The 23,682-nt window shown below is 75.3% G+C and carries 19 protein-coding genes; 3 read left to right on the forward strand and 16 right to left on the reverse strand.

Annotated features, from left to right (window positions below; genetic code table 11):
- Positions 1-4: 4 nt before the first annotated feature.
- Positions 5-1,507, reverse strand: a complete 1,503-nt coding sequence (locus ABFY03_RS04455) for a fatty acyl-CoA synthetase (protein ID WP_319008297.1) — start codon at positions 1,505-1,507, stop codon at positions 5-7.
- 183 nt (positions 1,508-1,690) lie between these two features.
- Between ABFY03_RS04455 and ABFY03_RS04460 the strand changes: the two genes are divergently transcribed.
- Positions 1,691-4,087, forward strand: a complete 2,397-nt coding sequence (locus ABFY03_RS04460; RefSeq protein WP_346172199.1) for a penicillin acylase family protein — start codon at positions 1,691-1,693, stop codon at positions 4,085-4,087.
- A 29-nt stretch (positions 4,088-4,116) separates the two neighbouring features.
- Here ABFY03_RS04460 and ABFY03_RS04465 read toward each other — a convergent pair whose 3' ends face one another.
- Positions 4,117-5,217, reverse strand: a complete 1,101-nt coding sequence (locus tag ABFY03_RS04465; protein ID WP_319008296.1) for a calcium:cation antiporter — start codon at positions 5,215-5,217, stop codon at positions 4,117-4,119.
- Between the two features lie 61 nt (positions 5,218-5,278).
- Positions 5,279-5,683, reverse strand: a complete 405-nt coding sequence (locus tag ABFY03_RS04470) for a MarR family winged helix-turn-helix transcriptional regulator (RefSeq protein WP_319008326.1) — start codon at positions 5,681-5,683, stop codon at positions 5,279-5,281.
- A 151-nt stretch (positions 5,684-5,834) separates the two neighbouring features.
- Between ABFY03_RS04470 and ABFY03_RS04475 the strand changes: the two genes are divergently transcribed.
- Positions 5,835-6,686 carry a nitroreductase/quinone reductase family protein gene (locus tag ABFY03_RS04475; RefSeq protein ID WP_346169230.1) on the forward strand — a complete coding sequence of 284 codons (852 nt, stop codon included), beginning with the start codon at positions 5,835-5,837 and terminating at the stop codon, positions 6,684-6,686.
- Positions 6,687-6,708: 22 nt separating this feature from the next.
- On the opposite strand, the gene ABFY03_RS04480 is transcribed toward ABFY03_RS04475, so the two are convergent.
- The 4 genes from ABFY03_RS04480 to ABFY03_RS04495 form a co-directional block, all read right to left on the reverse strand.
- The gene (locus tag ABFY03_RS04480; protein ID WP_319008294.1) at positions 6,709-7,221 is read right to left on the reverse strand and encodes a DUF5709 domain-containing protein; all 513 of its coding nucleotides are present in this window, start codon (positions 7,219-7,221) and stop codon (positions 6,709-6,711) included.
- Positions 7,222-7,236: 15 nt separating this feature from the next.
- Complete coding sequence (locus ABFY03_RS04485; protein ID WP_319008293.1) at positions 7,237-7,488, reverse strand: DUF6480 family protein; 252 nt, start codon at positions 7,486-7,488, stop codon at positions 7,237-7,239.
- A 745-nt stretch (positions 7,489-8,233) separates the two neighbouring features.
- A complete protein-coding gene (locus tag ABFY03_RS04490) occupies positions 8,234-9,790 on the reverse strand; it encodes an acyl-CoA synthetase (protein ID WP_346169231.1) in 1,557 nt (518 codons plus the stop codon).
- Positions 9,790-10,896, reverse strand: a complete 1,107-nt coding sequence (locus ABFY03_RS04495; protein ID WP_319008291.1) for an NAD(P)H-dependent flavin oxidoreductase — start codon at positions 10,894-10,896, stop codon at positions 9,790-9,792. Before ABFY03_RS04495 ends, ABFY03_RS04490 begins: the two co-directional genes overlap by 1 nt.
- A 313-nt stretch (positions 10,897-11,209) precedes the next feature.
- Between ABFY03_RS04495 and ABFY03_RS04500 the strand changes: the two genes are divergently transcribed.
- Positions 11,210-12,925: a serine hydrolase domain-containing protein gene (locus tag ABFY03_RS04500; RefSeq protein ID WP_346169232.1), complete on the forward strand. Its 1,716-nt coding sequence runs from the start codon at positions 11,210-11,212 to the stop codon at positions 12,923-12,925.
- A gap of 13 nt (positions 12,926-12,938) precedes the next feature.
- Here the strand turns inward: ABFY03_RS04500 and ABFY03_RS04505 are convergent, their stop codons facing one another.
- From ABFY03_RS04505 to ABFY03_RS04545, 9 genes are all read right to left on the reverse strand, one after another.
- Entirely contained in the window at positions 12,939-13,619 is a 681-nt protein-coding gene (locus tag ABFY03_RS04505; RefSeq protein WP_346169233.1) for a VOC family protein, read from the reverse strand.
- 64 nt (positions 13,620-13,683) lie between these two features.
- Positions 13,684-14,601, reverse strand: a complete 918-nt coding sequence (locus ABFY03_RS04510) for a LysR family transcriptional regulator (protein WP_346169234.1) — start codon at positions 14,599-14,601, stop codon at positions 13,684-13,686.
- 58 nt (positions 14,602-14,659) lie between these two features.
- Positions 14,660-15,859 carry a glycine C-acetyltransferase gene (locus ABFY03_RS04515; RefSeq protein WP_319008287.1) on the reverse strand — a complete coding sequence of 400 codons (1,200 nt, stop codon included), beginning with the start codon at positions 15,857-15,859 and terminating at the stop codon, positions 14,660-14,662.
- Between the two features lie 3 nt (positions 15,860-15,862).
- Positions 15,863-16,897 carry an L-threonine 3-dehydrogenase gene (gene tdh, locus ABFY03_RS04520; protein ID WP_319008325.1) on the reverse strand — a complete coding sequence of 345 codons (1,035 nt, stop codon included), beginning with the start codon at positions 16,895-16,897 and terminating at the stop codon, positions 15,863-15,865.
- Positions 16,898-17,059: 162 nt separating this feature from the next.
- Positions 17,060-17,842: a 4'-phosphopantetheinyl transferase family protein gene (locus tag ABFY03_RS04525; RefSeq protein ID WP_346169235.1), complete on the reverse strand. Its 783-nt coding sequence runs from the start codon at positions 17,840-17,842 to the stop codon at positions 17,060-17,062.
- Between the two features lie 24 nt (positions 17,843-17,866).
- A complete protein-coding gene (locus tag ABFY03_RS04530; protein WP_346169236.1) occupies positions 17,867-20,152 on the reverse strand; it encodes a serine/threonine-protein kinase in 2,286 nt (761 codons plus the stop codon).
- Positions 20,134-21,030, reverse strand: coding sequence for an oxygenase MpaB family protein (locus ABFY03_RS04535; RefSeq protein ID WP_319008284.1), 897 nt, complete (start codon positions 21,028-21,030; stop codon positions 20,134-20,136). Before ABFY03_RS04535 ends, ABFY03_RS04530 begins: the two co-directional genes overlap by 19 nt.
- Positions 21,031-21,085: 55 nt before the next feature.
- Positions 21,086-22,345, reverse strand: coding sequence for a vWA domain-containing protein (locus tag ABFY03_RS04540; protein WP_346169237.1), 1,260 nt, complete (start codon positions 22,343-22,345; stop codon positions 21,086-21,088).
- Positions 22,342-23,586 (reverse strand): AAA family ATPase, encoded by a 1,245-nt coding sequence (locus ABFY03_RS04545; RefSeq protein WP_346169238.1) that lies wholly within the window; start codon positions 23,584-23,586, stop codon positions 22,342-22,344. The genes ABFY03_RS04540 and ABFY03_RS04545 overlap by 4 nt, the downstream gene beginning before the upstream one ends.
- Positions 23,587-23,682: the final 96 nt, after the last annotated feature.

Raw genomic sequence — 23,682 nt, forward strand, 5'->3', positions numbered from 1 at the left:
CGGGTCAGGCGCCGGCGTACCGGTCGCGCAGCTCCCGCTTGAGGATCTTGCCGCTGGCGTTGCGGGGCAGGGCGTCGGCGAAGACGATCCGCTTGGGGGCCTTGAAGGACGACAGCGTCTCCCGGGCGTGGGCGAGGAGTTCGGCCTCGGTGACCTCGCCGCGCGGGACGACGACGGCGGTGACCGCCTCGATCCAGCGGTCGTCGGGCAGGCCGATGACGGCCGTCTCGACGACCGCCGGGTGGGTGTAGAGGGCGTCCTCGACCTGGCGGGAGGCGACGAGCACGCCGCCGGAGTTGATGACGTCCTTCACCCGGTCGACGATGGTCAGGTATCCGTCCGCGTCGCGGACGGCGAGGTCGCCGGAGCGGAACCAGCCGTCCCGGAAGGCGGCCGCGGTCTCCTCGGGCTTGGCCCAGTACCCCTCGCAGAGCTGCGGGGACCGGTAGACGATCTCGCCGGGGGTGCCGTCGGGGACGTCCTTGCCGTCCTCGTCGACGACCCGCGCCTCGACGTGCCGGACGGGCCGGCCGCAGGAGTCCATGCGGCCCTCGTGCTCGGCGGGCCCCAGGACGGTGGCGAGCGGGCCGATCTCGGACTGGCCGAAGCAGTTGTAGAAGGCGAGGCCGGGCAGGCGCGCGCGCAGCCGCTCCAGTACGGGCACCGGCATGATCGAGGCCCCGTAGTACGCCTTCCGCAGCGCGGACAGGTCCCGCTCCGCGAAGCCGGGGTGGTCGGCCAGGGCGATCCACACGGTCGGCGGGGCGAAGAGGCTGTCCGCGCGCCCCTCCTCGACCAGCCCGAACAGGGCCTCCGGGTCCGGTCCTTCGAGGAGGGTGTTCTCGGCCCCGACCGCCAGGTACGGCAGCAGGAAGACGTGTGTCTGCGCGGAGTGGTAGAGCGGCAGCGCGTGCACCGGCCGGTCGTCCTCGGTGAGGTCGAGCGCCTCGATCGCGCTCGCGTACTCGTGCGTGAGCGCCCGGTGGGTCATCATCGCGCCCTTGGGCAGGGCGGTGGTGCCGGAGGTGTAGAGCAGCTGCACGAGATCGCGGGGATCGCTGTCGGAGTCGTACGGCTCCGCATCCGCGAGCGCGTCGAGGAGCGAGCCCGGCGCGTCCCGCAGGGCCCGGACCGGTACACCGGCGGGGATCCGGTCGGCGAGGCCGGGATCGGCGAGGACGAGGGAACTCCCCGACTGGTCCAGCAGATAGGCGAGGTCGTCGCCGGTCAGGTGGTGGTTCACGGGGACGTGGACGAGGCCCGCGCGGGCGCAGGCCAGGAAGGCGATCAGATAGGCGTCGGAGTTGTGCCCGTACGTGGCGACCCGGGCGCCCGGCACGAGTCCCGGCTCGCGGCGCAGCACGGCCGCGGCGGTGGAGACGGCGGCGTCCAGCTCGGCGTAGGTCCAGGAGCGGTCCGCGTACCGGAGGGCGGTCCGGCCGGGGACGCGGTCGGCGCTGGCGCGCAGCACGCCGTCGACGGTGCGGGTGAGGAGTCCTCGTTCCATGGCTGGATCCTCGGCGCGGCGGTGCGGCGGGTCAAGTACCGCGACCCGACGGCGAGGTGGCCACCGACCGCCCGGCCTCGGATACCGAACGGCATGTTGACAGAGCGAGCGCTTACTGAATGGATGTCCCAACCGACCCCGCCCGCAGGCTCGTTGGGAGGCACCTTGCACATCCGCACCCTCATCCCCCGCCGTTCCCGAGGACGACTGGCGCTGGTGGGCACCGCGCTCGCCGCCCTCACCGCGGGTCTCGTCCCCGGAGCGGCGGCGGCCGGTCCGGACGGCGGGGCACGCGAACACCGTCCCTCGGACGGAGGGTTGGGCGCCGTCATCCGGTACACCGAGTACGGCGTGCCGCACATCCTCGCCAAGGACTACGCCGGTCTGGGTTTCGGCACGGGCTGGGCGCAGGCGGCGGACCAGGTGTGCGTGCTCGCCGACGGCTTCGTGACCGTGAACGGCGAGCGCTCGCGCCACTTCGGGGCGTCCGGGGCGCCGGACGGCTCGCTCTCCTCGGCGACCTCGAACCTCTCCAGCGACCTGTACTTCCGGGGCGTCAAGGAGGCCGGGACCGTGGAGGCGCTGCTGCGCACGCCGGCGCCGGCGGGTCCGAGCCGGGAGCTGAAGGAGCTGATGCGGGGCTGGGCGGCCGGGTACAACGCCTGGCTGCGGAAGAACCGGGTCACCGATCCGGCCTGCACGGGCGCCGCGTGGGTCCGGCCGGTGACGGCGCTGGACGTCGCCCGGCGCGGCTTCGCCGTGTCGGTGCTCGGCGGGCAGGGCCGGGCGGTCGACGGCATCACGGCCGCCCGCCCGCCGGCCGCCGCGTCCCCGGCGAGGGCGGCGGACGGCCCGTCCCCGGAGGCCGTCGCCGAGGCTGCGCGGGCGCTGTTCGCGCCGGAGAACGCCACCATGGGCTCCAACGCGGTCGCCTTCTCGGGCGCGACGACGGCGAACGGGCGGGGTCTGCTGCTCGGCAACCCGCACTATCCGTGGCAGGGCGGCCGCCGCTTCTGGCAGTCGCAGCAGACGATCCCCGGTGAACTGAACGTCTCGGGCGCCTCGCTGCTCGGCACCACCGTGGTCGGCATCGGCTTCAACGACAAGGTCGCCTGGAGCCACACGGTCGCCACCGGGGTGCCGCTCAACCTGCACCAGCTGACCCTGGTGCCGGGCGACCCGACCGCGTACCTGGTGGACGGGAAGCCGGAGCGGATGACCGCCCGCGAGGTCACGGTGGCGGACCGGGACGGCACGCCGGTCACCCGTACGCAGTGGTGGACGCGGTACGGCCCGGTCACCGGCGGGCTCGGCGCGAGCCTGCCGCTGCCGTGGACGGCGACCACCGCCTACGCCCTGAACGATCCCAACGCGGCCAACCTGCGCGGCTCCGACACGGCGCTGGGCCTGGCCAAGGCCCGCTCCACCCGGGACGTCGCGGAGGCGCTGCGCCGCACCCAGGGCCTGCCGTGGGTGAACACGATCGCCGCGGACTCGGCCGGCCGCACCTACTTCGGCCAGGCGCAGGTGCTGCCCCGGATCACCGACGAGCTGGCGGAGCGCTGCTCCACCCCGCTCGGCCGGGTCGTCTACCCGGCCTCGGGCGTCGCCGTCCTCGACGGTGCGCGGACCGAGTGCGCGCTCGGCTCGGACCCGGACGCGGTGCAGCCCGGGATCTTCGGGCCGGCCCGGATCCCGGTCCTCACGGACGCGCCGTACGCGGTGAACTCCAACGACAGCGCCTGGCTGACCAACGCGGACCGGCCGCTGAGCGGGTACGAGCGGGTCTTCGGGACCGTCGGGACGCAGCGCTCGATGCGGACCCGGGGCGGGATCGAGGACGTGGCGGCCATGGCCGCGCGCGGCGGGCTGACGGTGGCGGACCTCCAGCGGCAGCAGTTCGCCAACCGGGTGCCGGCCGCCGGACTCGCCGCGGCGGACCTGGCCGCCGCCTGCCCGGCGGTGCTGCCGGCGGATCCCGAGGCATGCCGGGTGCTCGGCGCGTGGGACGGCACGATGGACTCGGACAGCAGGGGCGCGCTGCTCTTCGACCGGTTCTGGCGGAGGTTCACCGCCTCGGTGCCGGTGGCGCAGCAGTGGAAGGTGCCGTTCTCGGCGGCGGACCCGGTCGGCACCCCGCGCGGCCTGGACACCGGCACGGCCGGCTTCGCGAAGGCGCTGGCGGACGCGGCGGCGGAGCTTCGGGCGGCGGGGATCCCGCTGGACGCGCCGCTGCGCGACCACCAGTTCGTGGTGCGCGGCGGGGAGCGGATCCCGGTGAGCGGGGGGACGGAGTCGCTGGGCGTCTGGAACAAGACGGAGGCGGTGTGGAACGCGGCCGGCGGCGGTTACGTCGAGGTCGCGCACGGCACGAGCCACGTGCAGGCGGTGGGCTGGGACGGCGGGCGCTGCCCGGTGGCCCGCACCCTGCTGACGTACTCCCAGTCGTCGAACCCGGTCTCGCCGCACTCCAGCGACCAGACGAGGCTGTACGCGGACGAGCGCTGGGTCACCTCCCGGTTCTGCGAGAAGGACATCCTGCGCTCGCCGGCGCTGCGGGTCGTGGTGGTCGGGGACTGACACCCCACGTCAGGGGCTGCCGTCCCCCGTCAGGGACTGAACGAGAGGAAGACGAAGGCGGCGAAGATCGCGAGATGGACGCCGCCCTGGAGGAGCGTGGCCCGTCCGGGCACCACGGTCAGGGCGCTCACCACGCCGGTGAGGGCGAGCAGGACCATGTGGAGGGGGCCCAGGCCGAGCACCAGGGGCCCGGACAGCCAGATGGAGGCGAGCGCGATCGCCGGAATCGTCAGGCCGATGCTGGCGATCGCGGAGCCGTAGGCGAGGTTGAGGCTGGTCTGCACGCGGTTGCGGCGGGCGGCGCGCACGGCGGCGAGCGTCTCGGGCAGCAGGACCATCAGCGCGATGACGACACCGACGACGGCCTTGGGCAGACCGGCGGACTGGACGCCGTCCTCGATGGTCGGCGAGATCACCTTGGCGTTGCCGACGACGGCCACCAGGGCGACGAGCAGCAGGCCGAGGCTGGCCAGGGCGTCGGCCTTGGTCGGCGGGTCCGCGTGGTCGTCCTCCGAGCCCTCCTGGCCCTCGGGGGTGACGGGGAGGAAGTAGTCGCGGTGGCGGACGGTCTGGACGGCGACGAAGACGCCGTACAGGGCGAGGGAGGCGACGGCGGCGAAGGCGAGCTGGGCGCCGGAGAACTCGGGGCCGGGCTGGCTGGTGGTGAAGGTGGGCAGGACCAGGGTCATGGTCGCGAGGGTGCAGACGGTGGCGAGCGCGCCCCCGGAGCCCTCGGCGTTGAAGACGGCGACCCGGTTGCGGAGGGCGGCGACCAGGAGCGCGAGGCCGACGATGCCGTTGCAGGTGATCATGACGGCGGCGAAGACGGTGTCCCGCGCGTAGGTCGCGGTCTTCTCGCCGCCGCCCGCCATGAGGCTGACGATGAGTCCGACCTCGATGACGGTGACGGCGACGGCGAGGACGAGCGAGCCGAAGGGCTCGCCGACCCGGTGGGCGATGACCTCGGCGTGGTGGACGGCGGCGAGGACCGCGGCGGCGAGGCAGAGCGCGACGGCGGCCACGGCGAGGACCGGGAGGTCGCGCCCCCAGGCCAGGACCAGCGCAAGCAGGGCCACCACCGGCCCCCACGTGGTCCACTGCCCGGTCAGCGCCTTGGTGCTCGAACTCATCGGCTTCTTCCTGCTCGGGGGCCCGCGCCTCCCGCCGTGGGGGGCGGCGGCCCGTTCTCGGTCATTGTTCTGCGTCGGCCAGACCGTGCTCGTACGCCGCGAGGGTGTCGATGAACATCCGCCGTTCGGCGGGTCCGAGCGGGGCGAGGGCCGCCCGCCAGGCGCCGGCGCTGCGGCCGAGCCACCCGTCGATGGCGCCGCGGCGCTCCTCCGCGATAGACACGATCTTGCGTCTGCGGTCGGCGGGGTCCTCCCGCCGTTCCAGGACGCCCTTCTTCGCGAGGTCGCCCACCATCAGGCTGACGGTGGTGGGCGCGACCTCCAGCCGCGCCGCCAGTTCGTTGACGCTCTGCGGGCCGTCGAAGAGGAGGTAGGCGAGCAGGGAGAGGTGACGGGGCGCCAGCGTCAGCGACGCCAGCTCCTCCGGCACCTTGATGCGCTTGACCCGCCCCACCATCCGGGGCATGAGGAGCAACAGCGTACGGACGGCGTCGTCGACGTCCGGTCCGGCCGCGCCACTCCTCTCGCGCTCGGTTGACACCCTGAACCCTCCGATTTAGCTTTGCTTTCAAAGCAAATAGATCTGGTGTGGTCGATGCTACCGGAGGGCACCAGCCATGTCCGCGTTCAACCAGCAGGTCATCGAGGAGTTCCGGCGCAGCGGCGGCCGGGTGGGCGGCGCGTTCGAGGGGGCGGACCTGCTCCTGCTGACCACCCGCGGCGCCCGCAGCGGCCAGGACCACACGACCCCGGTGGTGTACGTACGGGACGGGGCGCGGCTGCTGGTGTTCGCGTCGAACGGCGGCGCGGCGCGCCACCCCGCCTGGTACCACAACGTGCGCGCCGCGCCCCGGGTGTCGGTCGAGATCGGCACCCCGGAGGGGACGCTCGACCGCTTCGAGGCGGAGGCGGTCGCGGCCGAGGGCGCCGAACGCGACCGCCTCTACGCCGAACAGGCCCGTCGGAATCCGGCGTTCGCCGCCTACCAGGCCGGCACCGAGCGGAGGATCCCGGTCGTCGTCCTGCGCCGGGTGTCCGGGCTCGCGGACCCGGCCCGGCACGCCGCGATCGCCGCCCACCTGGTGCGGGTCCACGCGGAGCTGCGCGCCGAACTGGCGGCGCTGCGGAGCGGTCCGGCCGCGCCGGGGCGGCGCCTGCCCGACGGGCTCGCCCGCCACTGCCTCGCCTTCTGCGGGGCCCTGCACACCCACCACGCCAGCGAGGACGGCGTCTTCGGCCTCCTCCAGGAGCAGTTCCCCGGACTCACCGGGGCCCTGGACCGGATGCGGGCGGAGCACCGGAAGGTCGCCCGCGCGCTCACGGAGCTGGAGGCCCTGCTGGCCTCCGGCCCGGCCCCGGAGGTCCTGCGCGCCGAACTCGACCGGCTCGCCGCCGGCCTGGAGGAGCACTTCGCCTACGAGGAGGCCCAGTTGCTGCCGGCCCTGACGGGCGGCGCGGCAGGCGCGTGAGCGCTCCGGCGCGGACCGCGGGTCAGGCGCCGTCCTCCTGGTCCTCGGCCCCGTCCACCGCGGTGTCCACGTGCATCGCGGCCTCCTCGGCGGGGGCGGTGCCGTCGTCGCGGCCGACGTCGCGGGCGACCGCCCGGTCCATGTGGCCGGGACGTGCGGCGTACGGGGCCAGCCGTCCCGCCCGGGTCGCACCGGCCTCCTCGTCCACGGGCTCGCCGGCGCCCTCCGGCAGGTCTCCGATGCCGTCGCCCGTCGCCGGCCGCTCCTCCGGCTCCTCCCGGCGGAGCCGGTCGTCGAGCGGTTCGCCCTCCCGCTGCTCGCGCTGGGTGGTGCCGTGGTCGGTGACGCCCCAGGGGCGTTCGGGCGGGGAGTACCCGGGGGCGCTCAGGTCGTCGACGGGGTCGGTCGCGAGCGCGTTGTCCGGATCGAGGTCGCCGGAGGGGCGGTTGTCGACGTCGGAGTGGGTGGGCTGGTAGACCTCGTCGGCGCGGCCCGCGCCCTCGTCGGGCGTGGCCGGCTCGTCGGCACGGGGCATGATCGGCTCCCTTCGTCAGTCGGTCGCCAGGAGGATGGCGTACACGAGGAAGAACAGGGCGACCAGGACGACGACCACCCACATCGCCACCAGGGGGCCCTTCGTCCAGCCGCGGCTGAGCGGCCGGTACGGCCCGGTCGCCGGGCCCGTGCCGGATTCCGCCGGGGGCGTCTCACCGGGGCTCACGCCTCCGGCGGCGTCGTCGGCGGGGGTGCCGCGGGGGGCGTTCCACGGGCTGGGGTCGGGATTGCTCGGGGTGGGGGTCATGGTGTCCGTCTCCCTGGGACGCGGAGGTACGGGGATCCCGTGGCGCGGCGGGCGCGCCGCCGAGCCGCCGGCCGGGGGCGTGCCGCCCGGGGACGGCTGCGCAGCACCGCCACCGCCGGGGCCCGTCATGCCCCGCGTCTTGCCACCCCAGGCACCCCCGAAACGGGCCCCGGCCCGACGACCCATATCGAGCCCGCACGGTCACGGCCGGTGCCGGGGCGACCACGGGCCGCGGGTGGGCGGGCGGAGAGCCCTGGGGAGCGCCCGCCGCCCTGCGCCCCGGGGAGCGCTGCCGGCCCGGGGGGCGCTCCCCGGGGTCCGGTGCGGAGCAGCCCGCAGGCCGGCGCCGGAGGGCCTGGCGGAGCCTCTCGGCCCTACGCGCCCGAAGGAGCGCCGCCCGGGGCGCTCACCGGGGTCCGGTCCGGCCACGGTCCGCAAGCCCGACGGCCGGGTATGCCGTGGGCGCGCCCGCTGACCCACCGGGGCCATCGGCGCCGCCCGGGCGACACACTCCGGGGTCCGGTGCGGTCGCGGTCGGTACCGGTCCGGCCACGGGCCGCGCGCCGACCGACTGGAAGCCCTGCGAAGCGCCGGCTCGCCCACCCCGCGAGCCGTCGGCGCGGCGCCCGCCGCGGGCCGGAGCGGTCGCGGTCGGTACCGGTCCGGCCACGGGCCTCGGGGCTGACGGCCGGGAGGGTGCCGGGCGAGCCGCCCGGCACCCTCCCGGCGCGCCTTCCGGTCCGTCTCAGAGCGGGCGCTCGTGGCCCTCCCAGTACGGGTCGCGCAGGCGGCGCTTGTAGAGCTTGCCGTTGGGGTCGCGGGGCATGGCGGCAATGAAGTCGAGGGACTTCGGGCGCTTGAAGCCGGCCAGGTGGTCCGCGCAGTGCGCCAGGATCTCCTCGGCGAGCGCCGGCCCCTCCTCGTACCCCTCGGCGGTCTCGACGACCGCCTTCACCTCCTCGCCCCAGTCGGCGTGCGGCACGCCGAAGGCGGCGGCGTCGGCGACGGCGGGATGGGCCAGGAGCGCGGCCTCGATCTCGGCGGGGTAGATGTTGACGCCGCCGGAGATGATCATGTCGATCTTGCGGTCGCGGAGGAAGAGGTAGCCGTCCTCGTCGAGGTAGCCGAGGTCGCCGACGGTGAAGAAGTCGCCGACGCGGCTCTTCGCCGTCTTGGCCTCGTCCTTGTGGTACTGGAAGCCGCCGGTGTTCATCTTCAGGTAGACCGTGCCGAGTTCGCCCGGCGGCAGGCGGTTGCCGTCGTCGTCGAGGATCGCGAGTTCGCTGATCGGCCACGCCTTGCCGACGGTTCCGGGCCGCTTCAGCCACTCCTCGGCGGTGGCGAACGCGCCGCCGCCCTCGCTGGCCGCGTAGTACTCCTCCACGCACCCGCCCCACCAGGCGATCATCGCCCGCTTGACGTGCTCGGGGCAGGGTGCGGCGCCGTGGATGGCGTGCCGCATGGAGGTCACGTCGTACCGCGCGCGGGTCTCCTCGGGGAGGGCGAGAAGCCGGTGGAACTGGGTGGGGACCATGTGGGTGTGGGTGCAGGCGTACCGGTCGATCAGCCGCAGCATCTCCTCCGGCGTCCACTTGTCCATGACGACCAGCGGGTGCCCGATGTGCAGCGCCGCGGCGGCGAACTGGAGGACGGCCGTGTGGTACAGCGGCGAACAGACCAGATGCACGTCGTCGCCGAAGGGCCGGATGCCGAAGATGCCGAGGAATCCGCCGAGATGAGACTCCTCGGGGAGGCGGTCGGGGAGCGGCCGGCGGATCCCCCGGGGGCGGCCGGTGGTGCCCGAGGTGTAGTTCATGACCCAGCCGAGGGTCCGGTCGGCGGGCTCGGACCCCGGCTGTCCGTCGAGGAGTTCGGCGTACGGGCGGAAGCCGGGCACCGTACCGACGGCGTACCGCCGGCTCGCCGCGAGGCCCGCCCCGTCGGCGGCGACGGCGGCCGCCTCGGCGAAGCGCTCGTGCGCGATGAGCACCTTGGCGCCGGAGTCGGCGACGATCCAGGCGATCTCCGCGCCCACGAAGTGGTGGTTGACCGGCACGAGATAGAAACCGGCCTGGGTGGCGGCGAGATGGGCGGTGAAGAACTCGACGCCGTTGGGCAGCACGACGGCGAAGGCGTCGCCGCGCTCCAGGCCGGCCGCGCGCAGCCCGTGGACCAGCCGGTTGGCGGCGGCGAGCAGCCGGCCGGCCGACCACGCCTCGCCGTCCGGCGCGACCAGCGCCGTACGGTCGGGGTCGGCGGCGGCCTGGGCCCAGAAGCCGTTCGGGGCGGAGGTGTCGCTCATCACCGCTCCCTTCCGGCGATCCCGTTGATCCGGTCGACGGCCTTCTCGAAGCCGCGGGTCAGCTCGTCGACGACCTGCTGGACGCTTCGCTCGGAGTTCATCCGGCCGACGATCTGTCCGACGGGGGTGCCGAGCAGCGGGTCGATCTCGTACTTCTGGATCCGCGACACCGCCTCCGCGACCAGCAGCCCCTGGAGCGGCATGGGCAGCGGGCCGGGCCCGGCCGGGTCCTCCCAGGCGTCGGTCCACTCGGTGCGGAGCTGGCGGGCCGGCTTGCCGGTCAGCGCGCGGGAGCGGACGGTGTCGCCGGAACCGGCGGCGAGGAGCTTCGCGGTCAGGGCGCGCGAGTGGAGGTCGGCCTCGGTGGTGGTGAGCCAGATCGAGCCGAGCCACACGCCCTGGGCGCCGAGCGCCAGGCCGGCGGCGATCTGCTCGCCGCTGCCGATGCCGCCGGCCGCGAGGACCGGGAGCGGTGAGACGGCGTCCACGACCTCGGGGGTGAGCACCATGGAGGCGATCTCGCCGGTGTGGCCGCCGGCCTCGTAGCCCTGGGCGACGACGATGTCGATGCCGGCCTCCGCGTGGCGGCGGGCGTGCCGGGCGCTGCCGGCGAGGGCGGCGACGAGCACGCCGTGCTCGTGGGCGCGGGCGACGACGTCCGGCGGCGGTGAGCCGAGGGCGTTGGCGAGCAGCCTGATGGGGTAGTCGAAGGCGACGTCGAGCTGGCTGCGGGCGACCTCCTCCATCCAGCCGGTGATCCGCCAGCCCGACGCCTCGCCCTCGGCGAGCTCCGGCACGCCGTGCTTGGCGAGGACGGACCGGACGTACTCCCGGTGGCCGGCGGGGATCATGGCCTCGACGTCGGCCTCGGTGACGCCCTCGACCTTCTTGGCGGGCATCACGACGTCGAGCCCGTAGGGCCGTCCGCCGGTGTGCTCCTGCATCCAGTCGAGGTCGCGGGCGAGGTCGTCCGGGGCGGTGTAGCGCACCGCGCCCAGGACGCCGAAGCAGCCGGCCCGGCTGAGGGCGGCGGCGACCGCGGGGAAGGGCGTGAAGCCGAAGATGGCGTGCTCGATCCCCAGTGTGCGACTCAGCTCCGTCTCCATGGGCGGCAGGATGCCGCAGCGGGGCGGTGGAGGGAAGAGGTTTTCTGATGCATCGTCAGATTCTTTGGGGGTGGGGCGGCGGGGGTGCCGCGCGGGCGGGGAGGCGGCCATCGGGGAAGGTGGGGGACGTACGGGCCGGGGCCGGGTGGCCGGGGCCGGGTGAGCGGGTCGGGCGCACGGGCCGGCGTCGGTGTGCCGGTCGGACGCAGGGCCGGAGTCGGTGTGCGGCTCGGGCGCATGGGCCGGAGTCGGTGTGCGGCTCGGGCCCGGGGACCGGAGTCGGTGTGCGGATCGGGTGTGCGGAGGCGGGCAGATGGGTGAGGCGGGGCGCGGACGCGCGGGTGGAGGTCTCCTGCGATGGGGCACGGCGGAGGAGGCCGGGCTGCTGGCGCGGGAGCTGGAGGGGATGGTCGACGACGTACGGGCGTTCCTCGGGCCCTCGCCGGTACGGCCGTGGTGTGCGGGGGCCGTGCTGCTCGCCGGGCGGGGCCGGACGGTGGCGCTGCACCGGGCGGTCGGCTGGGCGGCGCGCTGGGCCGCGTACGACGAGGAGAGCGACACGGGCGTCGACCTGGCACCGGAGGATCGGGTCCCGATGACCCCGGACACCGTCTTCGACGTCGCGTCGCTCACCAAGCTCTTCACCTCCCTGCTGGCCGTGCGGCAGGTCGAGCGGGGCGCGCTGGCGCTCGGGGAGCGGGTCGCGGCGTACCTGCCCGAGTTCGGCCGGGCGGGGAAGGCGGACGTCACGGTCCGGCAGCTGCTCGCCCACACGTCGGGGCTGCGGGCGGAGCTGCCGCTGTACGAGGCGCCGGACCCGGAGGCGCGGCTGCGGATGCTGTGGGAGGAGGCGCCGCTGGACCCGCCGGGCACGGTCTACCGCTACTCGGACCTCAATCTGATCGCACTGCACCTGCTCCTGGAGCGGATCACCGGTCGCGGTCTGGAGAGACTGCTCCACGACGAGATCACCGCTCCGCTCGGGATGCACCGCACGCGTTTCGTCCCCCCGCTCTCGTGGCGGGCGGAGACGGCCGCCACCGAGGACTCCCGCCGGCCGTGGGCGCGGCTCGACCGGGGCATGGTCCGGGGCGAGGTCCATGACGAGAACGCGTTCGCGATGGGCGGCGTCGCGGGCCACGCCGGCGTCTTCTCGCGCGCCCGCGACCTCGCCGTGCTCGCCCGGACGCTCCTCGACGGCGGCGCGTACGGCCCGACCCGGATCCTCTCCCCCGCCTCCGTGGACCTCCTGCTCACCGACGTCAACCAGGACTTCCCCGGCCACGCGCACGGCCTCGGCTTCGAGCTGGACCAGCGCTGGTACATGGGCGCCCTGTCCGGTCCCCGCACCGCCGGGCACACCGGCTTCACCGGCACCAGCCTGGTCCTCGCCCCGGACTCGGACACGTTCCTGATCCTGCTGGCCAACGCGGTGCACCCCGTCCGCACCTGGCGCTCGGGCTCGGCCCCCCGGGTGGCGGCCGCGAACCGCCTCGCCCGCGCGGTCCCGGTCCGCCCGCCGGCCGGCACCGGCCCCACGGCCTGGTTCTCCGGCATGGCTGTCCCCGGCGGCGCCACGCTCACCCTCCCCCCGACGGGGCCGGGCGCGGCACGCCTCACCTGCCTCCTCTGGTGGGACACGGCGCCGGGCACCGACCGGCTCACCCTGGAGGCGGCGACCGACAGCACGGCAGCCGGCGGCACGGCGACCGGCGGCACGGCGCGATGGCGGCCGCTCGCCTTCGACACGGCGCCCGTCGAGGGGCCGGAGGATCCGCTCCCCCACCCGGACGGCACGGCCGACGGCTGGTCCGGCCGCCGCTGGCACCGCCTCACCGCCGCCCTCCCGCCCGCCCCCGGACTCCGCCTCCGCTTCCGGTACGCCACCGCCTCCCCCACCGTCGGGCGCGGGGTGTACGTGACCGGCCCGCGGGTCCTGGACCGCTCGGGCGGCCCGCTCTTCGACGAGTCCCGGCCGGCGGACGGGGCCCGCGTGGAGGCGGCCGGCTGGCACCGTTCGGCGGACTGAGGGGACCTGGTCCCTACTGCGGCGGCCCGGCGACCCCGACGCACGCCTCGTTGCCCTCGGGGTCGGCGAGGACCACGTTCGACGGGGCGTCGGCGTCGTTCACGATCCGGCCGCCTGCGGCAAGGGCCGCCGCGATCCGGGCCTCGGCCTCGTCGTAGGGCACCCAGACGTCGACGTGCACCCGGTTGCGCCCGCCCCGGGGCTCGTCCATGCGCTGGAAGTAGAAGGGCGCGCCCCGGCGCCGCGGGTCGATCAGGTCCTCGTCGCTGCCCGCGCGGTTCTCGTAGCCGAGCAGCGCCCGCCAGAACGGCAGCACGTCCGCCACCACCAGCGCGTCCAGCGTCACCTGGACGGTGCCGACGGCGGACGGGTCGGCGGCCAGTCCCCGGGCGCGGGCGAATGCCGAGATCCGGCGGGCGACTTCCAGGTGCCGCTCCGTCAGGCCGTAGTAGGCGTCGGTGACGGTGATCAGCCGGACGAGGACCGTGTCGGGCCGGAGATCGACGTCGGGCTCCTCCCCTTCGCCGTCGAGGAGCTCCGCCAGTTCCGCCACGAACGCGGCCCCGGCGGCGAAGGTCGCCGTCCGGAAGGCGGCGCAGGCGCCCTCCCCGACGACCCGCCAGTCCTCCAGGCCGGGCGTCTCGTGGAACCGCCGCGGCCTGATCCGCTCCGTCTTCTCGTCCGTCTCGCTCATGCGGACAACGTAGCGGAGGGGTACGACAGTTGACGGAGGGGGGACCGGCGACCGTGCCCAGCGGTCACAAGGCGCCCGGGCCGGGGGCCGCGGCGGTGCGCAGGGCGGTCAGGACGGGGACGATGAGGGGGTGGTCCTCGGCGCCGCGGCGGACGGCCGCGAAGACGCGGCGGGTGGGCGCGACGCCGTCGACGGGGCGGACGGCGACGTCGGTCAGGTCCATGCCGCGCAGCGCCGAGCGGGGCACGAGGGCCGCGCCGGCACCGGCGGCGGCGAGGGCGACGACGGCCCGGAAGTCGTCCGAGACGTGCTCGAAGCGGGGCGCGAAGCCGGCGTACTCGCAGGCGAGGACGGTCACGTCGTGGCACGGGTTGCCCGCGGACTGGCCGATCCAGGCGTCCCTGGCCAGGTCGGCGAGGGCGATGCGGTCGCTGCCGCCGAGGGGGTGACCGGGCGGGAGCACCACGTCGAAGGGCTCCGCGTAGAGCGGCACCCGGGTGAGCCGGTCGTCGTCCTCGCCGGGGGCGCCCCGGTACTCGACGGCCACCGCCACGTCGACCTGCCGGTCCAGGACCATCAGCAGGCTCTCGTCGCCCTCGGCGTCCCGCACCCGGACCCGGATGCCCGGGGCGGCGGCGGCGAGATCCGCGATGGCGGGGGCGACGACGAGGCCGATGCCGGTGGCGAACGCGGCGACCGTGACGGTGCCCGCCTCGCCCGAGCCGTAGGCGGCGAGTTCCGCCTCCGCCCGCTCCAGCTGGGCCAGGACGGCGTTGGCGTGGCTCAGCAGGATCTCGCCGGCGGGGGTGAGTCTGGCGCCCCGGGCGCTGCGGTCGACGAGCCGGTGGCCGGTCTCCTGCTCCAGCGCGGCGAGCTGCTGGGAGACGGCGGAGGGGGTGAGGTAGAGCGCGGCGGCCGCCGCCGTGACCGTGCGGTGGTCGGCCACCGCGCGGAGGATGTGCAACCGCCGTGCTTCGATCATGCGTCCAGTCTCCCAGGCCGTGGGGGCTCCTCGCGCCCACGGCCCGGGGCCGGGCGGCTCAGCCGCGCAGTTCGGCGCGCGCCGCCACGAAGGCGTCCACCGCGCGGTTCACGTCCTCCGTGGAGTGGGCGGCGGACAGCTGGACGCGGATGCGGGCCTGGCCCTGCGGGACGACCGGGTACGAGAAGCCGATCACGTAGACGCCGCGCTCCAGGAGCAGCTCGGCCATCTTCCCGGCCTCCGCCGCGTCGCCGATCATGACGGGCGCGATGGCGTGGTCGCCGGGGAGGATGTCGAAGCCGGCCTCGGTCATGCGACCGCGGAACAGCGCCGTGTTGGCGTTGAGCCTGTCGCGCAGGTCGCCGGCGGACTCCAGCAGGTCGAGGACCTTGAGGGAGGCGGCGGCGATGACCGGGGCGAGGGTGTTGGAGAAGAGGTACGGGCGGGACCGCTGGCGCAGCAGGGCGACGATCTCGGCGCGGGCCGCGACGTAGCCGCCGGAGGCGCCGCCGAGGGCCTTGCCGAGGGTGCCGGTGATGATGTCGACGCGGTCCATGACGCCGTGCAGCTCCGGGGTGCCGCGGCCGCCGGCGCCGACGAAGCCGACGGCGTGCGAGTCGTCGACCATGACCATGGCGTCGTAGCGCTCGGCCAGGTCGCAGATGTCGGCGAGCGGGGCGACGTACCCGTCCATGGAGAAGACGCCGTCGGTGACGATCAGCTTGCGCCGGGCGCCGCCCTCGGTGGCCTCCTTGAGCTGCTGCTCCAGGTCGGCCATGTCGCGGTTGGCGTAGCGGAAGCGGCGGGCCTTGGAGAGGCGGATGCCGTCGATGATGGAGGCGTGGTTGAGGGCGTCGGAGATGACCGCGTCCTCGGCGCCGAGGAGGGTCTCGAAGACGCCGCCGTTGGCGTCGAAGCAGGAGGAGTAGAGGATCGTGTCCTCCTGGCCGAGGAAGGCCGAGAGGCGGGCCTCCAGCTCCTTGTGCACCTCCTGGGTGCCGCAGATGAAGCGGACCGACGCCATGCCGTAACCCCAGCGGTCGAGGGCCTCGTGGGCCGCGGCGACGACGTCGGGGTGGTCGGCGAGGCCGAGGTAGTTGTTGGCGCAGAAGTTCAGCACCTCGCCGGGGCGGCCTCCGGCCGTGACCTCGACGGTCGCGGACTGGGGGGTGCCGATGACGCGCTCGGGCTTGAAGAGGCCGTCCGCCCGGATCTCGTCGAGGGTGGCGCGGATGTCGTCGCGTACGGAATCGAACATGGGTCAGGCTCCCGCAGTCCAGTCGAGGATGATCTTGCCGCTCTTGCCGGAGGCCGCGTCGTCGAAGGCGGCCTCGTAGTCGGTGTAGTCGTACCGGCCGGTGATGACCGGGGACAGGTCGAGCCCGCCCTCCAGCAGGACCGACATGGCGTACCAGGTCTCGAACATCTCGCGGCCGTAGATGCCCTTGATGGTGATCATCGAGGTGACGATCTTCGCCCAGTCGACGGCGAAGTCCTCGCTCGGCAGGCCGAGCATGGCGATCTTTCCGCCGTGGGTCATGTTGGCGATCATGTCGCGCATGGCGTGCGGGTTGCCCGACATCTCCAGGCCGACGTCGAAGCCCTCCTTGAGCCCGAGGGTGCGCTGGCCGTCTGCGATGGTCCGCTCGGCCACGTTGAGCGCGAGGGAGACGCCGGTCTTGCGGGCCAGGTCGAGGCGCTCCTCGCTGACGTCGGTGATGACGACGTTCCGGGCGCCGGCGTGCTTGGCGACGGCGGCGGCCATGATGCCGATCGGGCCCGCGCCGGTGACGAGGACGTCCTCGCCGACCAGCGGGAAGGAGAGGGCGGTGTGGACGGCGTTGCCGAACGGGTCGAAGATCGCGGCGACGTCGAGGTCGACGGGGACGCGGTGCACCCACACGTTGGAGGCGGGCAGCGCGACGTACTCGGCGAAGGCGCCGTCGCGGCCGACGCCGAGGCCGACGGTGGCGCGGCAGAGGTGGCGGCGGCCGGCGAGACAGTTGCGGCACTTGCCGCAGACGAGGTGGCCCTCGCCGCTGACCAGGTCGCCGACGGCGATGTCGGAGACGTCACGCCCGACGGAGACGACCTCGCCGACGAACTCGTGGCCGATGGTCATCGGGGTGGCGATGGTCTTCTGCGCCCAGCCGTCCCAGGAGCGGATGTGCAGGTCGGTGCCGCAGATGCCGGTCCGCTTGACCTTGATCAGTACGTCGCCGGGGCCGGTCTCCGGCTCGGGCACGTCCGTGAGCCAGAGTCCCGGCTCCGCCTTCAGCTTGACCAATGCCTTCAATGCCACGGCTCCCGACGTGCGTGTCCTGTGATGTACGGGTCAGGGCACGCGCGCGTGCCCAAGATCCTCGGAGACGAATCTTCCGTACCGGAGGCTCGCGGTCCATCGAGGTTTTCTTAAGCGCGCTCGCAGTTCAGCTTCACGCCGGGGCGTCGCCGCTGCTCAGACGGGTCCGGCGGCGCTCGCGGCGGTGACGAACGAGGCCGGAAGCCAACTCGTACGGACGCGTCCCATGGGGCCCTCGACGGCGACGGCCGCCGCGTGTCCGCCGGCCGTGGGGACGCTCCGTACGGCCCAGCCCTCGGGCAGGGCCGAGGGGTCGCGCTCGCCGAGGTAGTCCTTGGCGAGGGAGCGGGCCACGCCGATGCCGATGCCCTTGAGATACGCCTCCTTGCGGCACCAGATGCGGGCGAACGCCTCGGGCGCGTGCCCGGCGTCGGCGATCTCGGCCCGTTCCGCCGGATGCAGGGCCGCGGTCACCTCGTGGACGGTGGTGGCCAGGGGGAAGGTCTCGACGTCGACGCCGAGGGGGCGGGCGGCGATGCCGATGAGGACGACGTCGCCGCTGTGCGACAGGGAGAAGTGCGGGGCGCCGGGCGGGCCGTCGACGGCCGGGCGGCCGTGCGGGGCGCCGCAGCCCGGGCAGGGCTCCCTGCGGTACGCGACCTCGGCCGGCCCGACGCCGAGGCGCGGGGCGAGCAGGCGGCGCAGGGCGATGTGGCCGATGCCGTACCGGAGCCGGTCCGCGACCCGGAGCGGCTTGGCGAACCGGTCGCGCTCCTCGGCGTCGAGTTCGGAGAGGTCGAGGTCGCCCTCGGCGAGGTGGTCCACCCGCAGCTGCCACAGGTCGACGGCGGTCCCGGCGCGGCCGGTGTCCGTGCCGACGGCGGGCGTGCGGGGCTCGGGGGCGGGGTCGCCGAGGCGGTCGATGATCACACGGGTCATTAAATCAGCGCGGTCCGCGCCGACTCAGGGCGCGCCGGGGGCAGTTGGCCCGGCGGCGCCGCGGACGTCGGGAGCCGCCGCGGTGCCGCGGCGGACGGCGTCGGCCTCGGTGTGGCGGCCGAGCCGGTCGAGGCAGTGGGTGAGGTCGGCGAGTGCGGCGAGGGTGTCCGGGTGCAGCGGCCCGAGGATCCGGCCGCGGGCCTCGGCGAGGGACCGCAGCGGGGCGAGGGCCTCCTCCCAGCGGCCGAGCCGGCCGAGGAAGACGGCGGCCTCGCGGCGGCTGCGGAGGGTGTCGGGGTGGTCCGCGCCGAGGACCCGCCGGCGGGCGGCGTGCACGGACTGGGCGGCGTCGAGCGCCTCCTGCCAGCGGCCGAGCCGGCCGAGGTGGACGGCGAGGGCGTGCCGGACGCGCAGCGTCTCCGGCGCGTCGGCGCCCTGGGTGCGGGTACGGACGGCGACCAGGTCGCGGCAGACGGCGAGGGCGTCGGCGGCCCGGCCGAGCCGGCCCAGACAGGCGCTGGTCTCGTAGCGGGCGGCGAGCGTGTCCGGGTGGTCCGGGCCGAGCGAGGCGGCGCGGCCCTCGGCCACCGCCCGGTACTGGTCGAGGGCTTCCTCGGCGCGGCCCAGCCGGCCCAGGGTGTGGGCGAGTTCGTGGCGCGTGACCAGGGTGTCGGGGTGGTTCGGGCCGAGCAGCCGGGTGCGGGTGTCGGCGACGGCGAGGGCGGTGCGGTACGACTCCTCCAGGCGGCCGAGCCGGGCGAGGGTGTACGCGAGGTTGTGGCGGCAGCGCAGGGTGTCGGGGTGGTCGGCGCCGGCGGTGCGCTCGCGGATCGCGAGGACGTCGGCGTAGACCGTGTGCGCCTCCGCGTGCCGGCCGAGCCGGCCGAGGGTGTAGGCGCACTCCTGGCGGGCGGCCAGGGTGTCGGGGTGCTCGGGTCCCAGGACGCGGGCCCGGGCGTCGGCGACGCGCTCGAACGCCTCCAGAGCCTCGTCCTTGCGGCCGAGCCGGCCCAGCGCGAAGGCGAGCTCGTAGGCGCTGGCCAGGGTGTCGGGGTGGTCGGGTCCGAGCACCCGGGTCCGGTCCCCGGCGACGGAGCGGTGCAGCTGCTCCGCCTCCGCCCAGCGGCCCAGCCGGCCGAGGCCGAGGCCGGCCCGGTGGCGGGCGGCGAGGACGGCGAGCAGTTCGGGCGTGGCGTCGGTGGCGGGGCGGGCCGGGTGGTCGATCCCGGCGACGCCCGGACGCGCGGTGGTCCACTCGGTGGTGAGGACGGCGGCGGCCGGGTCGTGGCCGGAGACGCGGGGCGCGCCGGGCGGGACGGGGCGGGGCCCGCCGGTGACGGACCGGGCCCACGCGGGCGTGCCGCCGGATTCCGGTACGGGGACGGGGACGGTGCCGGCTCCGTCGGTGGGGTGCGGCGGGCGGTGCGGCAGCGGCGGCGTGAAGGGTCCGCCGCCGCCGACCGTGCGGCCGTCGACGATCCGGCGGCGCAGGTCCGAGGCGTCGCGCGGGCGCTGGTCGGGCACCTTGGCGAGCAGGTCGACGACGAGCCGGTCGAAGTAGTCGGGCAGCTCGGAGCGGAGGGAGCGCGGCGGGCTGGGCACGGTGTCCCGGTGGCCGACGAGCACGGCCCAGGAGTCGTCGAGGTCGAACGGCGGCGCGCCGGTGGCCAGTTCGTACAGCACGCAGCCCAGCGAGTACAGGTCGCTGCGGTGGTCGATGTCGCCGCCGCCGATCTGCTCCGGGGACATGTAGTGGGGGGTGCCCATGGCGATGCCGGTGCCGGTGAGGCGGGAGGTGAAGCCCATGTCGGCGCCGAGGCGCGCTATCCCGAAGTCGCAGATCTTCACCGTGCCGTCGCGCAGCCGCATGATGTTGGCGGGCTTCAGGTCACGGTGCACGATGCCCATGCGGTGGGTGTACTCCAGCGCGTCGGCGACCTGGTCGGCGATGTCGACGACCTCGTGGACCGGCAGCGGGCCGCGGGCGTTGGAGGCGAGGAGCTGGCTGAGGTTCTGGCCCTCCAGGAGCTCCATGACGAGGAAGAGCACGCCCTCGTACTCGCCGAAGTCGTGGACGACGGTGATTCCCCGGTGCTGGAGCGCCGCCGCGACCCGGGCCTCGCGGCGGAACCGCTCGCGGACCACGGTCTGCACGCCCGCGTCCTGGTGCGGGCCCAGCGGCTTGAGGCACTTGACCGCCACCCCGCGGCCCAGTGCCTCGTCGGTGGACCGCCACACCTCGCCCATGCCGCCGCGGCCGATGACCTCGTGCAGGCGGTAGCGCCCCTGGATCAGTCTGGTGTCCCCCATCGTGTGCCGTCGCCCCCGTCGATTCCGTGCACGCTCTCCGGCCCGTCCAGTATGGCCGGAGCCTCGGACAGTGTGTACGGGTCGGGTCGGGTGTCCGGCCCGAGGCGGTCCATGGCGCGCAGGATGTGGCGGGGCGGCAGCCGCCAGCGGAGCTCGGCGGGGATGCGGCGCAGCAGGCCCGCCGTTGAGGTGAGGCGGCGGGTGACGGTCGCGGCGGGCGGCACGGGGCGGCCGTAGAGCTCGTGGGCCCAGTCCGGCAGCGTGTCGTACGCCAGCGAGCTGATCCGCCGCCACACCAGCGCCCGCCCCGCGACCAGCGCGGGCGGTACGGGCGGCTTGCGCAGGAAGTCGAGGACGGCGAACGCGTCCTCGCCCGCCGTGAGTTCGTCCCGGACGGACGCGAAGTACGCGGCCAGCCCGGCCTCGGTGGCCGGCACGGTCGCCGGGTCGAGCCCCACGAGCCGCGCGGCGGTGCGCTGTTCGTCCACGTACCGGTCGGCGGGCGCTCCGGTCAGCGGCAGGCCGGAGCGGCGGGCGACGGAGACGTACGAGTCGATCTCGGCGCAGTGCACCCAGAGCAGGAGGTCCGGGTCGTCCACCTTGAGGAGCCGGTGGATCCGCCGCACGCGCGCGCCCGCCTCCTCGGCGGCCTCCCGCGTCCCGTAGGTGAGCGTGCCGACGAAGCTCGCCGTCCGCATCAGCCGCCCCCAGGGGTCCTCCCGGAAACTGCTGTTGATCATGACCCCCCGGACGGCGACGGGGTGCAGGGCCTGGAGGTACAGGGCCCGCACCCCGGCGATCCACATCACCGGATCGCCGTGCAGCTGCCAGGTCACGGAGCGGGGCCCGAAGAGCCCGGGATCGGCGTCCTGCCTCATGGGTTCAGGCTACGCGCGGCGGCGGCCGGAGGGACCCCCTCCGGTGCCTCCGTCCTCACCCGATCTCCACCACGCGCGCCCACGCCGGCGGCCGCCACAGCCGGTCGTCCTCCTCGTCGTCCTGATCCGTACGGGACGGGCGGGGGAAGAGGCCGACGACGGTCCGGCAGGAGGGGGCGTGCTCGGGCCAGGGGGTCTGGCCGTCGGTGAAGACGACCAGGGCGTCGGGGCGGGGGGTGAGGCGGAGGGCGCGGGCGAAGCCGGCGCGGAGGTCGGTGCCGCCGCCTCCGACGAGGGGGATCTCGGCGTCGGCGCAGAGGCGGCGGGCGGCGTGGGCGGTGGCGTCGCAGGCGACGACGGTGACGAGGTCGCGGCGACCGCCGAGGGCGTCGGTGAGGGCGGTGACCTCCAGGAGGGCGCTGCCGAGTTCGGTGTCGGAGACGGAGCCGGAGGTGTCGACGACGACGGCGACGTGGGGCGGGGTGCGGCGGAGGCCGGGGAGGACGACGCCGGGGAGGGAGGCGGCGCGGCGGGCGGGCCGGCGGTAGGTGTAGTCGCCACCGGCGCCGGACGAGGAGACGGCGGAGCGGAGGGCCGCGCCGAGGAGGTCGCGCCAGGGCTGGGTCGGGTGGCAGACCTGCTCGGCCCAGCGCTTCCAGCCCTCCGGGGCGGTGCCGGGGCTGCCCTTGATGCCCTGGGCGACGCGGAAGACGACGGCTTCGCGTTCCTGCGGGGTGAGCCCGTCGGCACCGTCGGGGCCGAGTTCCCACGGGCGGTCGTGGCCGTCGGCGCCGCTGCCGCAGTCGAGCCAGGCCATGTCGGCGGTGCGGGGCGTGATGCGTACGGCGCGGAGGTAGTCCTCCATCAGCAGGCCGGGGGCCAGGTCGAGCGTCTCGGGACGGAGGGCGCCGGCCGGGCGCGGAAGGCCCTCGCCGTAGATGTCGTCGTTGATCTCGAAGTCGCCGGCGATGTTCACGCGGAGGCGTTCGGCCGCGCCGTCGCCGACGGAGCCGAGGTCGCGGGCGAGGCGGTCGCCGCGCCCGTGGTGGTCGCGGAGGAGGTGGGCGACCTCGTGCACCCAGACGCCGGCGAGCTCCCGCATCGGGGTGCGGTCGACGAAGGCCGGGGAGACGTACATCCGCCAGTGGCGGTCGACGCCCATGGTGGGGACCGCCCGGGTGGGTACCACCCGGAGGGCGAAGAGGGCGGTGGCGAGGTAGGGGCGGACCCGGACGGCGTAGAGGCGGGCGGTGTACAGCTTGTCGTGGTCGAGGGCCTGCGCGGCCGGGACCGGCGGAGCGGCCGGTGCCTTCATCGGCGGCCCCCGGCCGTCGCGGCCGGCCGGACCGCCCGCCGGGAGAGGGCGACGGTCCCGGCGAGGCGTTCGATGTCGGCGGGCACGTCCCAGCCGTCGCGGCGGAGTGCGGCGAGGGTGGTGGCGGGGACGACCACGAGGTCCGGCGGTCCGGTCTCGGCGGCGCGGGCCAGCAGGGCCCACGCGGCGTCCCAGCGGTCGCGCGCGGGGCGCTCGCGGACGGCGGCGACGACGCCTTCGAGGGCGGCCTGGCGGCGGTCGCCGCGTTCGGGGAGCACGGCGGCGGCCGGGTCGGCGAGGAGGTCCTCGGGGTCGGGCAGGTCCATCCGGTCGAGCCAGGCGAGGAGTTCGAAGCCCGGCCCGTCGCCGACGGTGCCCCGGACCAGGGCGGAGAGGACCTCGCGGGAGGAGCCGGCGACGGTCGCGAAGGCGATCAGCCGCAGGGTCATGTCCCAACTGCGGGGCGAGGGCCAGGGGCCGCCCCGCCGGGTCTCGTCCCCGGGCAGCCGGTGGACGAGCGCGGGCCGCGCGCCGAGCAGCCCGCAGACCGCCCGGCGGGCGCGGTCGACGGCCTCGGGGAGCCGCAGCGGGTCGAGGCGGGGCAGGGTGGCGCGGGGCCAGGTTCCGCCGAGGCCCCGGACGACGACGTCGTGCTCGTGGGTCCAGCGGAGGTGGACGAAGCGGTTGGCGAGCGGGGCGCTCAGCTCCCAGCCGTCGGCGGCGGAGGCGCGGGGGTTGGCGGCGGCCACGATCCGCACCCCGGGCGGCAGGGTGAGGGCTCCGACCCGGCGCTCCAGGACGAGCCGGAGGAGGGCGGCCTGGACGGCGGGCGGGGCGGTGGACAGCTCGTCGAGGAAGAGCAGGCCACGGCCCTCCCGGACGAGCCGGACGGCCCAGTCGGGCGGCGCCATCGCCACCCCGCGGACGGCCGGGTCGTCGCCGAGGACAGGCAGCCCGGAGAAGTCGGTCGGTTCGTGCACGCTGGCGATGACGGTGGTGAGCGGCAGGTCGAGTTCCTCGGCGAGCCGGGTCAGGGCGGCGGTCTTGCCGATGCCGGGCTCGCCCCAGAGGAGGACGGGCAGGTCGGCGGCGACGGCGAGGGACAGCGCCTCCAGCTGGTCGTCGGCGCGGGGCTCGGTGCGGGTGTCGCCGAGGAGGGCGAGGAGGTCGGCGGCGACGTCGAGAGGGGCGGGGATCGGGGCGGAGCTGGGGACGGGGATCGGGGTGGTCGGGGAAGGCATGGGTGGCATCACCTGGGTGGGTGTGGGCGTGCCGGAGCACGGAGGCGTACGGGGAGGGCCGAGCGGCCTCGCCGGGGGGCGGTACGGCGCACGCGC

This window comes from Streptomyces roseofulvus, from assembly GCF_039534915.1.
Lineage (GTDB): Bacteria > Actinomycetota > Actinomycetes > Streptomycetales > Streptomycetaceae > Streptomyces > Streptomyces roseofulvus.

Coding starts and splice junctions, on each gene's coding strand:
- ABFY03_RS04455 (WP_319008297.1), bottom strand. CDS start 1,507: ATGGAACGAGGACTCCTCACCCGCACCGTCGACGGCGTGCTGCGCGCC.
- ABFY03_RS04465 (WP_319008296.1), bottom strand. CDS start 5,217: ATGAGTTCGAGCACCAAGGCGCTGACCGGGCAGTGGACCACGTGGGGG.
- ABFY03_RS04470 (WP_319008326.1), bottom strand. CDS start 5,683: ATGCCCCGGATGGTGGGGCGGGTCAAGCGCATCAAGGTGCCGGAGGAG.
- ABFY03_RS04475 (WP_346169230.1), top strand. CDS start 5,835: ATGTCCGCGTTCAACCAGCAGGTCATCGAGGAGTTCCGGCGCAGCGGC.
- ABFY03_RS04480 (WP_319008294.1), bottom strand. CDS start 7,221: ATGCCCCGTGCCGACGAGCCGGCCACGCCCGACGAGGGCGCGGGCCGC.
- ABFY03_RS04485 (WP_319008293.1), bottom strand. CDS start 7,488: ATGACCCCCACCCCGAGCAATCCCGACCCCAGCCCGTGGAACGCCCCC.
- ABFY03_RS04490 (WP_346169231.1), bottom strand. CDS start 9,790: ATGAGCGACACCTCCGCCCCGAACGGCTTCTGGGCCCAGGCCGCCGCC.
- ABFY03_RS04495 (WP_319008291.1), bottom strand. CDS start 10,896: ATGGAGACGGAGCTGAGTCGCACACTGGGGATCGAGCACGCCATCTTC.
- ABFY03_RS04500 (WP_346169232.1), top strand. CDS start 11,210: ATGGGTGAGGCGGGGCGCGGACGCGCGGGTGGAGGTCTCCTGCGATGG.
- ABFY03_RS04505 (WP_346169233.1), bottom strand. CDS start 13,619: ATGAGCGAGACGGACGAGAAGACGGAGCGGATCAGGCCGCGGCGGTTC.
- ABFY03_RS04510 (WP_346169234.1), bottom strand. CDS start 14,601: ATGATCGAAGCACGGCGGTTGCACATCCTCCGCGCGGTGGCCGACCAC.
- ABFY03_RS04515 (WP_319008287.1), bottom strand. CDS start 15,859: ATGTTCGATTCCGTACGCGACGACATCCGCGCCACCCTCGACGAGATC.
- ABFY03_RS04525 (WP_346169235.1), bottom strand. CDS start 17,842: ATGACCCGTGTGATCATCGACCGCCTCGGCGACCCCGCCCCCGAGCCC.
- ABFY03_RS04530 (WP_346169236.1), bottom strand. CDS start 20,152: ATGGGGGACACCAGACTGATCCAGGGGCGCTACCGCCTGCACGAGGTC.
- ABFY03_RS04535 (WP_319008284.1), bottom strand. CDS start 21,030: ATGAGGCAGGACGCCGATCCCGGGCTCTTCGGGCCCCGCTCCGTGACC.
- ABFY03_RS04540 (WP_346169237.1), bottom strand. CDS start 22,345: ATGAAGGCACCGGCCGCTCCGCCGGTCCCGGCCGCGCAGGCCCTCGAC.
- ABFY03_RS04545 (WP_346169238.1), bottom strand. CDS start 23,586: ATGCCTTCCCCGACCACCCCGATCCCCGTCCCCAGCTCCGCCCCGATC.